Origin of the sequence: Streptomyces sp. G-G2, from assembly GCF_030063135.1 — a bacterium.
Lineage (GTDB): Bacteria > Actinomycetota > Actinomycetes > Streptomycetales > Streptomycetaceae > Streptomyces.
The window spans coordinates 97,940-111,379 of the sequence record NZ_JASISO010000014.1 but is presented as its reverse complement, the minus strand read 5'-3'; the positions used below and the strand labels follow the sequence as shown (position 1 = coordinate 111,379).

Sequence of the window (13,440 nt, the reverse complement as noted above, 5' to 3'; positions counted from 1 at the left end):
AAGGATGGTCGGAGGGAAGGGCCTTGCGCCAATCTCCGGGCTCTCTTCACTCCATCAGGTGATGGCCGGGCTGACAAAAGTGAAGAAGAACCGGAGCCGGGAACCCGTAACGGGAACCCGGTCGTTCAGGCGTCGATGCGCGAGCGGTCCAGGGTCGCCGCCGAGCTGGTGATGAACTCCTTGCGGGGTGCCACCTCGTTGCCCATGAGCAGGTCGAACACCGACTCAGCCGAGTCCAGGTCGCCGATGTTGATCCGGCGCAGGGTGCGGAAGCGGGGGTCCATGGTGGTCTCCGCGAGCTGGTCGGCGTCCATCTCGCCGAGACCCTTGTAACGCTGGATGGCGTCCTTGTAGCGGATGTTCTTGCGCTGGTACTCCAGGAGGGTCTGGCGCAGCTCGTTGTCCGAGTAGGTGTAGACGTACTTGTCCTGGCCCTTCTTGGGCTGGACCAGCTCGATCCGGTGCAGCGGCGGTACGGCCGCGAAGACCCGGCCCGCCTCGACCATCGGGCGCATGTAGCGCTGGAAGAGGGTCAGCAGCAGGCAGCGGATGTGGGCGCCGTCCACATCGGCGTCGACGAGCAGGACGATCTTGCCGTAGCGGGCGGCGTCGATGTCGAACGTCCGGCCCGAGCCCGCTCCTATGACCTGGATGATCGCGCCGCACTCGGCGTTCTTGAGCATGTCCGAGACCGAGGACTTCTGGACGTTGAGGATCTTGCCGCGGATCGGCAGGAGCGCCTGGAACTCGGAGTTGCGGGCGAGCTTGGCGGTGCCGAGGGCGGAGTCCCCCTCGACGATGAACAGCTCGCTGCGCTCCACGTCGTCACTGCGGCAGTCGGCCAGCTTCGCGGGCAGCGAGGAGGACTCCAGCGCGGTCTTGCGACGCTGCGCCTCCTTGTGCTGACGGGCCGCGATGCGGGTCCGCGCGGCCGCGACGATCTTCTCCATCACCGAGCGGGCCTGCTGCTTGTCGTCCCGCTTGGTGGAGGTCAGGAACGCCTTCAGCTCCTTGGCGACCACGGCGGCGACGATCCGGGTGGCGGCCGAGGTGCCGAGGACCTCCTTCGTCTGACCCTCGAACTGGGGTTCGGCGAGCCGGACGGTCACGACGGCGGTCATGCCCTCCATCGCGTCGTCCTTGACCACGTCGTCCTCGGCCACGCGCAGCAGCTTGGCCGAGCGGAGCACCTCGTTCACCGTCTTGGTGATCGAGCGCTCGAAACCGGAGATGTGGGTGCCGCCCTTGGGGGTGGCGATGATGTTGACGAAGGACTTGACGCTGCTCTCGTACCCCGTGCCCCAGCGCAGCGCGATGTCGACACCCAGCTCACGGGTGACCTCGGTGGGGGTCATGTGGCCGCGCTCGTCCAGGACCGGGACGGTCTCCTTGAAGGTTCCCGAGCCGGTCAGCCGCTTGATGTCGCAGACGGCCTTGTCCTGGGCGAGGTACTCGCAGAACTCGCTGATGCCCCCGTCGAAGCGGAAGGTCTCCTCCGTCTTGCCCGAGCCCTCCAGGGCCCGCTCGTCACGGACGACGATGGTCAGGCCGGGCACGAGGAAGGCCGTCTGCCGGGCACGCTGGTAGAGCGAGTCCAGGGTCAGCCGGGCGTCCTTGAGGAAGATCTGGCGGTCGGCCCAGTAGCGCACCCGGGTGCCGGTGCGGCCCTTGGTGACCCGCTTGCCCTTGCGCAGGCCGTTGGCCGGGTCGAACGGGCTGTCGGGGCCCTGCTCGGTGAACATGCCGGGGACGCCGCGCCGGAAGCTGATCGCGTGCGTGGAGCCGTTGCGGTCCACCTCGACGTCCAGCCGGGCGGAGAGGGCGTTGACCACGGAGGCGCCGACGCCGTGCAGGCCGCCGGAGGCCGCGTAGGAGCCGCCGCCGAACTTTCCGCCCGCGTGCAGCTTGGTCATCACGACCTCGACGCCGGACAGCCCCGTCTTGGGCTCGACGTCGACCGGGATGCCCCGGCCGTTGTCGCGCACCTCGACGGAGGTGTCCTCGTGGAGGATCACCTCGATGTGGTCGCAGTAGCCTCCGAGGGCCTCATCGACGGAATTGTCGATGATCTCCCAGAGGCAGTGCATGAGGCCACGGCTGTCCGTGGACCCGATATACATGCCGGGGCGCTTGCGGACGGCCTCGAGGCCCTCGAGGACGAGCAGGTGCCGCGCGGTGTAGTTGGAACCGTCCCGGTCTGCTCCGGTCAGCAGCGCGCTGGAAGGCACGGACTTGTCGGCGGTCACGCAGTTCGCTCCTCGCTGAATTTCTTTTCTGGCCCGGTCGGGCGCAGGGGTGGCTCGGGTGCCGGTCAGAGGGTACCGAGGCCTGGTAGAGCCGATGTAACGCCACCCTCGTGATCCTTCAGCCTAGTGCAGGCCCGTACGGATGTTCGATCGCTCGCAGGAGTGAAGCAAACATCACGTTCCCTTCCACGCATGAACCATTTAGTGTTCGGGCACGTCCTCATGCACAACCGGCACTCAGCCGGAGAGGGCCGAACTGCTAGAAGCAACGACAGACAACGCGAAACCGTAAAGCAATGCAATACGGCTCCTTCGCCGCCAACCGGCAACAGCCGGCCAGCTTCGGAAGGAAGTTTCGAGGAAAAGCCGCGAGCGGGAACGTTTTCGGCCTGGTTGGATGTTGACCCTGGTACGACAGCTCGTCGAGCTAGAGAAGAGGCGACGTGACTACTGTTCTGACACCCGCGACCCCGCTGACGGCCGCTGATCGATGCGACCGTTGCGGCGCCCAGGCATACCTGCGCGTCGTCCTGCTGAGCGGCGGTGAACTGCTCTTCTGCGCCCACCACGGGCGTAAGTTCGAGCCGGAACTCAAGAAGATCGCCGCGGAAATACAGGATGAGACTGAGCGTCTTACGAACGCTCCGGCCGCAGTGGCCGACCCCGAGGACCGCTGACACACAGGCCTACCCTCGCATCCCGACGAGCCAGGACCGGCGAAGGCCGGTCGACGGGCGGTACCCCTGAGACCCAGGGGGACCGCCCGTCCTCATGTCCGGATGCCCCGGCGCTCAGGCCTTGCGGCCGGGCTCCCCGACGAACTCGATCAGCGGGGCGATCCTGGTGTACACACCGGGGCTGTCGGCGAGCCCGCAGCCGCGCCCCCAGGACACCAGGCCGATGAGCCTGCCCTGGACCACCAGCGGGCCCCCGCTGTCCCCCTGACAGGCGTCCTTGCCCCCTTCTCGGGCCCCCGCACAGACCATCGACGCCTCCTGGTACTGACCGTCGGAGTCCCCGGGGTACGCCTTGCGGCACGTTTCGCCGGGCAGCACCGTCACCCGGGCGGCGCGCAGGGCGTACGCGTAGTCACCAAAACCACTCGTGTCGCCCCAGCCGTACACGGTCGCGTCCGCGCCCGGTACGTAGCCCGGATGCCCTCCGGCGGCCATCGGCAGGACCTGCCGCGCGGGCACGGGTTCACGCAGTTCCAGTACGGCGAGGTCCCCGGCATTGCTCACCGGGTCGTAGGCGGGGTTCACCCAGGACCGGCCCACCGGGATCTCGCGGCCGCCGCCGCTCGTCAGCTCGGTCCGGTCGGTGATCACCACGAGGTCCGGCACCTGGTCGACCGGGCCGCCCAGCACGTTGGTGCCCAGGCAGTGCGCCGCCGTCAGCACCTTCGTCGGTCCGACGATCACACCCCCGCAGAACTGCCCGGCCCTGGTACGCCCGAACCGGTCACGGCTGGCCAGGGCCACCACCCACGGACTGTCGGCGACCTTCACCGGCTGTCCGCCGATCACCACACCGTCCGCGGCGGCCCGGGGCGCCTGGGCCAGCGGCGCGACGGCCGCTCCCGCCACAAGGGTCAGCACACCTGCCAGAGCACGGGAAAAGGGGCGACGCATAGGGCCTCCTGACTCTGTGTGTACACGACTCCACCCAGAGTGGAATGACCGGTGGCCGCGCGCACCCGCGCACGGCCACCGGCAAGCCCCGTACCCGCTAGTCCAGGTAGTCCCGCAGCACCTGCGAGCGCGACGGGTGGCGCAGCTTCGACATGGTCTTCGACTCGATCTGGCGGATGCGCTCACGCGTGACGCCGTAGACCTTGCCGATCTCGTCGAGGGTCTTTGGCTGGCCGTCGGTGAGGCCGAAGCGCATGGAGACCACGCCCGCCTCGCGCTCGCTCAGGGTGTCGAGCACCGAGTGGAGCTGTTCCTGCAGGAGCGTGAAGGAGACCGCGTCGGCCGGGACGACCGCTTCGGAGTCCTCGATGAGGTCGCCGAACTCGCTGTCGCCGTCCTCGCCGAGCGGGGTGTGCAGGGAGATCGGTTCGCGGCCGTACTTCTGGACCTCGATGACTTTCTCGGGGGTCATGTCGAGTTCCTTGGCCAGCTCCTCCGGGGTGGGCTCGCGGCCCAGGTCCTGGAGCATCTGGCGCTGCACGCGGGCCAGCTTGTTGATCACTTCGACCATGTGCACCGGGATGCGGATGGTGCGGGCCTGGTCGGCCATGGCGCGGGTGATCGCCTGGCGGATCCACCAGGTGGCGTACGTGGAGAACTTGTAGCCCTTGGTGTAGTCGAACTTCTCCACCGCGCGGATCAGGCCCAGGTTGCCCTCCTGGATCAGGTCCAGGAAGAGCATGCCGCGGCCGGTGTAGCGCTTGGCGAGGGAGACCACGAGGCGGAGGTTGGCCTCCAGCAGGTGGTTCTTGGCCCGGCGGCCGTCCTCGGTGATGATCTCCAGCTCGCGCTTGAGCTTGGGGGCGAGCTTGTCGGAGTTCGCCAGCTTGTCCTCGCCGAAGAGGCCCGCCTCGATCCGCTTGGCCAGCTCCACCTCCTGCTCCGCGTTGAGGAGGGGGACCTTGCCGATCTGCTTGAGGTAGTCCTTCACCGGGTCGGCGGTGGCTCCCGCGACCGCGACCTGCTGGGCGGGGGCGTCGTCCTCGTCGTCGGAGAGCACGAAGCCCTTGCTCTCGCCGCCCTCCTCCTCTTCGCCGTCTTCGCCCTTGGCGGCTCCCGAGGCACCCTCGGCGGTCTCGTCCTCGGACGCGTCGTCGCCGTCCTTCTTGGCTGCCGTCTTCTTCGCCGCGGTCTTCTTCGCGGTGGTCTTCTTGGCCGCGGTCTTCTTGGCGGCGGCCTTCTTCGCCACCGCCTTCTTGGCCGGGGCGGTGGTCTCGGTTCCGGTCTCGGTTCCGGTCTCGGTTCCGGTCTCGGCCTGGGTTCCGGTCTCGGCCTGGGTTCCGGTCTCGGCCTGGGTTCCGGTCCCGGTCCCCGTTCCGGTCTCGTCCGTGAGCGCGTCCGCCTGCTCGGGGTCCGCGGCCCCGGTCACCGGGGCCGCGGGGGCGGACGCCGTGTTCGCCGTGACGGTCTTGGTCGCCGTCCGCTTGGCGGGGCTCTTCGCCGCGACGCTCTTACGGGGGCGCTTCGGCGACTCCGCGGCACTGACCATCAGCGTCACACCCTCTTCCTCGAGGATCTGGTTGAGGCTGCGCAGAACATTCTTCCACTGGGTTGGCGGAATCTGGTCAGCCTCGAAGGCCCGACGCACGTCATCGCCGGCGATCTGCCCCTCGGCCTTGCCCCGCTCGATGAGCGCCATCACGGAATCCGACTCGGCGATCTCCGGCGGGAGCGTACGGGATGTGCTGGCCGACACGAACAACCTCTCGGAACGATGGAAACGGCTTCCGACCCCGGCCTGGTCCTGAACCGGAGCCGACGACCACCGACTGGGGATGGGCCGGCGGCGCGGGAAAGAGCCGGGGAGCTGCACAGCACCGGGAACGGCTGCTGTGTTCCTTCCGTCGGCCATCACCTCTCTAGGTCATCGCGTGACCTCGCAGAGCGTTACGCCCAATCTTCGTGGCCCGAGTCACATCCCGCCGTCTCCCATGCCGGTCATACGGGCACGGTCACCCGGTTTTCGCGGTTGGCCCGGACGCGAGTGTCGCCGGACCCGACCAGGTCCGGCGACACTCGTCCACCCCATGCTCACGTCGGTCCGCCCGGCTGACCCGTCAGTGCTCGCGCGGAGCCGGGACCACGCGCTCGACCTCCGGATGGACCATCAGGAGCTGGCGCATGGCGGTCTCGGCGCCCGTCGCGTCACCCGCGGCGAGGGCCTCGACCACGCGCGCGTGGTGCGCGACACAGGTCTCGCTGGGCCGGTCGCAGGCGGTGATCGGGGTGCCGGAGACATGCAGGGCGGAGGAGACGATGCCGGCGAGGTGTTCCAGCAGCCGGTTGGCCGCGACCTGGATCAGCAGCGCGTGGAACTCGTTGTCGGCGCGGGCGAAGGTGATCGTGTCGCCCTGGCCGAGAGCGTGGCCCATGATCTCGACCATGTCCGCGAGCCGCTGCTGGATGTCGGGGCGGCCGTGGCCCGCGGCGAGCCGGGCGGCGAGCGGTTCGATGGTCCAGCGCAGTTCGTTCAGCTCGCGGCGCTGCTCGTCGCGCTGGGGACCGTAGGCGCGCCACTCGATGATGTCGGGGTCGAGCAGGTTCCAGTCGCTGACCGGGCGGACCCGGGTGCCCACGTTGGGACGGGCGCTGACGAGGCCCTTGGCCTCCAGGACCCGCAGGGATTCGCGGACGACCGTGCGGGAGACCTCGAAACGCTGGCCGATCTCCTCGGGGACCAGCGGGCGGTCCGCTCCGAGGTCACCGGAAACGATCATCTGGCCGAGCTGCTGGACGAGTTGGCCGTGGAGTCCGCGGCCGCGGCTGCCCGCCGTGCGGCGGCCCACCCGGCTCAACTCGACGTCGCCTCCGTCCCAATGGGGTACTCCGACGCGGTCGGTGCCGGAGGCGTCCGCGTAGGGGTAACGGTCGAGTTCGCCCGGGCCGGCGAGGCCGGTGTCGGCGTGGCGGGCGGCGGTCATCATGGTGTGCGCAAGGGTACTCACGAATCCTTTGTCGGCCGTGCTCCGGTGACCCTTGAGGTCTTTGGTGAAAAGCACACGAAAGGGTGATCGGTGCCACCTACGCAATTGACGACTTATCGTAAAGAACCGGGCCTTTTGCGTGGAGTTGCGGTCCAGTTCGAGTGATCCGGACTCCAACGGACGTGTTGGGTCGCCGATCGGCCCCGCACCGGTCACCAACGGACTCTGGCGCGCAGTCCGGTGAACCCGTAGGCGCACAACAGGACCATCAGCGACAACACCAACGCGGTGCCGACGGGTTGGGTCATCACCCGCAGGGCACCCAGCACCAGCCGGTCCGCTTCCGGCGGCCATTGCGTGAAGGACAGCCCGCGCAGCCTGCCCGCCAGTCCGGACGCCGGGTAGGCGGACGGGCCGTCGAGGGCCTTGCGCACGAGCGGTACGACGAGCACCGGGACGGCGAGTACCGCACCCAGCCCGGCCAGCGCCGACCGGAAGATGCCGGAGGCCAGCACTCCGGCCCAGGCGCAGCCGACGAGCAGCCCGGCCCAGGCCGCCGCGGGAGCGGCCCAGCGCTCCGGGGTGCGCAGCGGGCCCTGGTCGAAGACGAGCGCGAGGGCGGCCGCGTCGGCGGTGAGGGCGAGGGCGCCGAGCAGCAGCGCGAGCGCTCCGCAGACCCCGAGCTTGGCGGCGAGCAGCCCCATCCGGCGGGGCACCGTGCCCCGGTCGGCGGCGAGCGCGGGGTAGCGGTACTCCTCGCCGAAGGCCAGGGCTCCGAGCAGCCCCGCCCCGAGGGCCGCGGGCGGCAGCGGCAGCAGCCCGGGCCAGGCGGCGAGCATCCGGTTCTGCGGGGTCCCGCCGAGCCGGGCGAGCAGCAGGGCGGTGACCACCGAGACGGCGACCACCAGGGCGGCCGTCAGGAGGGGGGTCGCGGTGCCGAAGACCCGGCGCAGTTCGTAGCGCAGGGGGCGCAGGGGGCCGCCCACCCGCCGTACGGGCGACGGGGGCCGCGTGCGTGCGTGGCGCCCCCGCCCACCGGAAGGGTCGGCGGGCGCGGGCACCCGGGCCGCGGCGGTCGCGGTATCGGGCGCGGAGTCAGGCACGGAGGCGTCAGCCCCGTCGCTCCCGGCGGCCGGCGCCTGCGGGGCGCGGGTCCGCGGCACGGGAGCGCCACTGTCACCGGTCTCGTCCGCGAGCCGGTGGACGAGCACCCCGTGGCGGAAGGCGGCCTCGCCGACCTCGGCGCAGTTGCTGCCGTAGACGGAGAGGCGGCTGCCGCTCTCCGCGACGATCTCCACCGCCCTTTGCGCCGCCCGGGCTTCGCGGCCCAGCACGTCGGCGAGCCGGGCGGCGTGCGGGGTCCGTACGGCGACCCGCGGGCGCAGCCGGGTCCGGGCGAACTCGGCGGCTTCCTGGTCGGCGACGAGGCGCCCCGCCTCGACGCTGACCACCCGGTCGGCGCTGCGCGCGGCTTCCTTGGCGTCGTCGGTGGTGAAGAGCACGGCCCCGCCGAGCGCGGCGTGGCCGCGCAGCAGCCCGTGGAGCCAGTTCTGCTCCCGGGGGGAGAGCCCGGCGGACGGCTCGTCGAGGAGCAGGGTGCACGGATCGGCGAGCAGCGCCGCGGCGAGCGCGACCCGGCGGTCCATCCCGAGCGAGAGAGAGCCGAGGCGCTGGTCGCGCAGGCCCGCGATGCCGACGACCTCGAGCATGGTGTCCGCCCGGGAGGCCGGGACCCCGGCGGCGGCGCAGAGCATCCGCAGCTGGCCCCGGACCGTGCGCGCCGGGTGACCGGGCACGTCGCCGAGCAGGACGCCGACCTCTCGCCCCGGGTGCGGGGTCCGGTGCAGGGGGCGGCCGCGGAAGTAGGTGACTCCCCGGCCCGGTTCGAGTTCGAGCATGAGTCGCAGGGCGGTGGTCTTTCCCGCTCCGGGACCGCCCAGCAGGGCGGTGACCTGTCCGGGGCGGGCCTCGAAGGTGAGGTCGTCCACCATCGGGGGGAGGGCCCGACGGGGTGCGCTGGTGAGTCCGATGGCCTGGAGCATCGCTTCTCTCGCGGGGTGTGGGACCACTGTGCGGCAGTGTGAGTACCACGAGAAAGATAACGCGATATATCCGATTTACCCGGTAATCAGGCTGCTGCTGTGTCGGCCGCCGTGTCGGATCGTCAGACTTCCGGACGCAGCATCGGCGGATTGAGCAGGGTGGCCCCGCCCGCCCTGAACAACTGTGCGGGCCGACCGCCCTGACGGGTCGTCGTACCACCGGCGGGGACCAGGAACCCGGGGGTGCCAGTGACCTTGCGGTGGAAGTTGCGAGGGTCCAGGGCCACGCCCCAGACCGCCTCGTAGACCCGGCGCAGCTCGCCGACGGTGAACTCGGGCGGGCAGAAGGCGGTGGCCAGCGAGGAGTACTCGATCTTCGAACGGGCCCGCTCCACCCCGTCCGCCAGGATCCGCGCGTGGTCGAAGGCCAGCCCCGCGGACGCCTCCTCGGCGGCGGCGAGCAGCTCGTCGACCGGGGCCCAGCGCGCGCTGTTGGCGTCCCCGCCCGCCCGGGGCGCGGGCAGATCGGGCGCCAGCACCAGGTGCGCCACGCTGACCACCCGCATGCGCGGGTCCCGGCGGGGGTCGCCGTAGGTGGCGAGCTGTTCGAGGTGCGCGCCGTGGACGCCCTCGGCGCCTCCGCCGCCCGTATCGGCGACGGCCGCCTCGTGGGCGCACAGCCCGGTCTCCTCGGAGAGCTCCCGGGCGGCAGCGCCCGCGAGGTCCTCGTCTTCCCGGACGAATCCTCCGGGCAGTGCCCAGCGTCCCTGGAACGGCTGCTCACCCCGGCGTACGACCAGCGCGCAGAGCGCGTGGCGCCGCACGGTGAGCACGACCAGGTCGACGGTGACGGCGAAGGGCGGGAAGGCCGACGGGTCGTAGGGCGACATGCCGCGATCATAGTCGTCTTCCTGACGATAAACAGCGCTTTGGTGATCCGGGAGACCGTTCCTCGCGGAGCGGTCCGGTCAGACACCCAGTTGCAGCGCATCGGCGGCCTCCTCCACCATGCCCAGCCCCAGCCTGCTGACCCGGACCGCGAACGGTTCGCCCGCCACCCGCAGTCCGGACAGACGCAGCTCGCCCAACGGAGTGCCGGACAGCGGGGCAAGGGCGACGGTGCCCGCCGGGGCGTCGGGGCGGATCCCGGCCAGGGCACTCAGTACGTGGATCGCCGCGGCCGCCGCCACCGCGGCCGGTCGGCATGCCGCGGGGTGCGGCAGCGGGGCACTGCCCTCGGTGCGCTGCTCGGCGGCGTACATCTCCGGGAGCCGGTACCCGAAGTGCTCGGCCGCGTCGAGCAGTCCCCACAGCAGACCCGCGGCCTCCTTCTCGAAGCCGGAGCCCGCCAGCCCGGCCACCGCGACCGCGCTCTGGTACGCCCGCACGGCGCCCGAGTGGTGACCGAAGGGGTTGTGCCCCGGCTCGCGCACCGCCATGCTGCGCAGCCCCCAGCCGGAGTCCATGGGCGGCGCCCCCAGCAACCGCGCCAGCTGCTCGGTGCGGATCCGGTCCAGCAGGCCGGGAGCGAGCCGCCCCCCGCCGAGCAGTCCGGTGTCCAGCAGGTGCGCGGCGGCCCCGGTCAGCAGGGGCAGCGGTCGCCCGTCGGGATGCAGGGCGGCGGCGGGCCGCCCCCCGTCTGGGCCGTCGAGCCAGAAGGCCTCCGCGAACCGGGCCCGGAGCACGGCGGCCCACTCCTGCCACTCTCCGGCACCCGGGCGCCCGCACCCGGCCAGCAGGTCCGCCCCGAGCAACGCGGCCCGGTGCGCGTGGGCCTGGGTCTCGCAGCGCCTCGGTCCCGGGTCGGGGTCGGCCAGGAACCCGTCCTCGGACAGGGCGCCGCGCAGCCAGTCCAGGCACCGCTCGGCGGTCGGCAGCAGCGCCTCCACCTCCCCCTCGGGCATCCCCCACCGCCGCGCTTCGGCGAGCACCGCGGGAAACGCGAGGGTCGCCTCCGTCCCGGTGCATCCCGGCGGCAGCTGCGGCCCGGCGCTGCGCAGGGGGCCGGGGATCTTGCCCGTGCCGGTCCCGCGCCCGGTGCCCTGGGTCCGGGCCAGGACCCGCAGGGTCGCGGCGGCGAGCCCGGTGCCGAGCGGCAGCGCCATCCGGGCCGCCCACAGCGACTCGGCGGGTGCGAGCCCGCACCGCCACGGAACGCCGGCCGCCGCGAAGGTGTCCGAGGGGTCACCCGGGTCCCGCAGGAGCAGCGCGCCCAGGTCGTCCAGGCCCGTGCGCAGCCACCGTTCGACCCTCGGGTCGTCGCACTCGGCGCGGGCCCGGGCGAGGGGGTTGGCGACCTGTCCGGCCGAGGCCCGCGCGCCCCGGTCCCGGGTGGTGCGCAGCTCGATGGTGCGCGATTCCCCGGGGGCGAGTTCCAGCTGCCAGCGCAGCAGGCCGGTCGCGGCGAGCGCGTCGTCGGGGGTCGGCTCCGCCGTGATGACCGCCTGGGCCTCGCCGGTGCTCCAGCGCAGTCCGCCGGCGTGCACCGCGGCGGGCAGTTCGGGACCGCCCTGACCTGCGGCGATCGCGGCCAGGTCGGCCAGGTCGGTGCCCAGGGAGATCTCCACGGGCAGCCGGACCCGGCGGCCGGTGAAGCTGCGCAGGGTGATCCGCTCGGTCCCGTCGGCGTGCCGGACCCGCTCCACACCGATGTCCGGGTCGGGCCCCGGCTCCGCCCCGATCCGGACGGTGGCGGTGAAGGCGGCCCGGTCCGCGCCGAGGCTGCGGCCCTGGACGGCGACCGGATCGCGGCCGCCGATCCGCAGGACGCAGCGGGAAAGCAGGCGGCGGCCGGAGCGGTAGATCCCCTCGATCCCGTGTCCGGTCAGCTGGCCGTGCTCGGGCGAGATGACGAGGCAGGGCGCGGCGACGCAGATGAGGGCGCCGTGCACGGGCGGCAGTTCGGGCCGTCGGGCGGGGGGAACGGGGGTCACCATGCGTCGCCTTGTCTGCGCTCCGGTCGGTTTCGCAGGGCGGCGGCGCGACCAGGGCCCCGCCACCCCACAGCTGAACGCCCCCGACCCCGCCCGGGACACGGGCCGCGGCGGTGGCTGCGCCCGCCGGGCGGGTCCCCGAGGGCGCGGGACCGCGCGCACGGCAGCCCACCACCGGCGCGCCGCGCCCCCGCGCGCCGCCCCGTCCCGTGTCTGGCGCCCGCCTGTGGACCGGTTCCGGTTCACTGCCCGCTCCCCGTGGTGCGGCGCGTCTCGCGGCGGGTGGCACGGGGCCTGCGCCCCGGCGGGCGGGTTGGCGCGGCCTTCCGCTTGTGGCCGGGTTCGCGCCGTACCCGCTCCGCGCGCAGGCATTCCCGCAGCCCCTCCGGGTCGATCCCCTCGTTGCAGGCGTGGTGGAGCAGTTGGGCGAAGCGGTAGTCGGCGTCGGCCCGCAGGGCCAGTCCCAGGGCGATCCGGGCGGTCGGCTCGTCGCCCGTGGACCACGAGACCCAGCCCGCCAGGGTCAGCGGGGCCGCCGCGTGCTCGCCGTACACGCCGACGCAGCGCCGGGAGAGGGCGCGCCAGAGCCGCAGCGCCGGGGCCGCCTCCTCGTCCTCCATCCATTCGGCGGCGACGTCCCGGGTCTCCCGGTCCTGGAGGCCGAGGATGAGCGTGGCCGCCTCGTCGTGGCCGAGGAGGGCGTCGTCCCAGTCCTCGGCGCAGGGCCCGCCCTCGGCGGGAGGCGCGAGGGTGAGCCGCCGCATCAGCGTCCGAGCGAGGTCCAGGGTGTCCGCGCCCACCTCTTTCTGGGTGGCGCCGTCGAGGATCTTGGGCACGAGGGCCGCGGCGGCCACGTCCAGGGCCCGTTCCTGTTCCGCCGCGAGCGGTCCGCGCAGCGGGGCCAGCCGGGCCTCGATCTCCTGGAGCGAGCCCCGTACCTGGAGTCCGGCATAGGTCGCGGCGGCCGCCATCACCGAAGTACCGGACACGGTCATGGCGGTGCCCTCGGCAGGGCAGCACCGCGGATCGGGGCAGCAGTAGGACCAGTAACGCCCGCCGGAGACGCACAGGGCCTCCAGCACCGGCACGTCCAGCGCTCCGCACGCCAGTCGGACGCGCTGGGCGAGCGGGCGCAGCCGGGTCATCACCCGCTGCCCGCTGTCCGTGCCCCCCGGGTCCTGGCAGAGGAAGACGACGATGCCGTCGGGCTTGCCGCCGCGCCGCTCGCTGCCCCGCACCAGGCAGTCCGCGACCTGCCGGGCGGTGTGCTCCCACTCCCCCGGGTCGGCCGGAATGCCGACCCTCAGCCGACCCCCGAAGCGGCCGCCCTCGCCGTGGACGGCGACCATGACGAGGGAGTCGGTGGGATGGAAGCCGAGCATGTAGGGCAGGGCGTCGGCCAGTTCGGCCGGGCTGCGCAGGGTGATCTGCGCGTCCCGCGGGGCGGGCGGCCGCCCGGTGGCCGCGGCGGACCCGCCCGGCCCGGCGGCGGGCACCGCGTGGTGGATGGTGGGCTTGCCCGGTACCGCCTTGCGGGGCCGGGCACCGGTCGGTTCGTGGGATTCCTGGTTCTTCGTCATGCCACGACGGTCCCGTGAGCATCC

At 72.4% G+C, this 13,440-nt stretch carries 9 protein-coding genes; 1 reads left to right on the top strand and 8 read right to left on the bottom strand.

All coding sequences use genetic code 11. The features are described from left to right. Positions 1-125: 125 nt before the first annotated feature. Positions 126-2,246, bottom strand: a complete 2,121-nt coding sequence (locus tag QMF80_RS14090) for a DNA gyrase/topoisomerase IV subunit B (RefSeq protein WP_283453042.1) — start codon at positions 2,244-2,246, stop codon at positions 126-128. A 443-nt stretch (positions 2,247-2,689) separates the two neighbouring features. On the opposite strand from QMF80_RS14090, the gene QMF80_RS14085 reads away from it, so the two are divergent. Then, on the top strand, positions 2,690-2,923 hold the full coding sequence (locus tag QMF80_RS14085; RefSeq protein ID WP_283453040.1) for a DUF7455 domain-containing protein: 234 nt from the start codon (positions 2,690-2,692) through the stop codon (positions 2,921-2,923). A gap of 114 nt (positions 2,924-3,037) precedes the next feature. Here the strand turns inward: QMF80_RS14085 and QMF80_RS14080 are convergent, their stop codons facing one another. The 7 genes from QMF80_RS14080 to QMF80_RS14050 form a co-directional block, all read right to left on the bottom strand. Then, positions 3,038-3,877 (bottom strand): S1 family peptidase, encoded by an 840-nt coding sequence (locus QMF80_RS14080; protein WP_283453038.1) that lies wholly within the window; start codon positions 3,875-3,877, stop codon positions 3,038-3,040. A 97-nt stretch (positions 3,878-3,974) separates the two neighbouring features. Beyond that, the gene (locus QMF80_RS14075; protein ID WP_283453036.1) at positions 3,975-5,633 is read right to left on the bottom strand and encodes an RNA polymerase sigma factor; all 1,659 of its coding nucleotides are present in this window, start codon (positions 5,631-5,633) and stop codon (positions 3,975-3,977) included. A 361-nt stretch (positions 5,634-5,994) separates the two neighbouring features. Then, entirely contained in the window at positions 5,995-6,861 is an 867-nt protein-coding gene (locus tag QMF80_RS14070; RefSeq protein WP_283453105.1) for a FadR/GntR family transcriptional regulator, read from the bottom strand. Between the two features lie 212 nt (positions 6,862-7,073). After that, positions 7,074-8,903, bottom strand: a complete 1,830-nt coding sequence (locus QMF80_RS14065; protein WP_283453034.1) for an ATP-binding cassette domain-containing protein — start codon at positions 8,901-8,903, stop codon at positions 7,074-7,076. Between the two features lie 122 nt (positions 8,904-9,025). Then, positions 9,026-9,793: an NUDIX hydrolase gene (locus QMF80_RS14060; protein WP_283453032.1), complete on the bottom strand. Its 768-nt coding sequence runs from the start codon at positions 9,791-9,793 to the stop codon at positions 9,026-9,028. A 78-nt stretch (positions 9,794-9,871) separates the two neighbouring features. Continuing rightward, positions 9,872-11,839 (bottom strand): glycogen debranching N-terminal domain-containing protein, encoded by a 1,968-nt coding sequence (locus QMF80_RS14055; protein WP_283453031.1) that lies wholly within the window; start codon positions 11,837-11,839, stop codon positions 9,872-9,874. Between the two features lie 239 nt (positions 11,840-12,078). Next, on the bottom strand, positions 12,079-13,416 hold the full coding sequence (locus QMF80_RS14050; RefSeq protein ID WP_283453029.1) for a DUF4192 domain-containing protein: 1,338 nt from the start codon (positions 13,414-13,416) through the stop codon (positions 12,079-12,081). Positions 13,417-13,440: the final 24 nt, after the last annotated feature.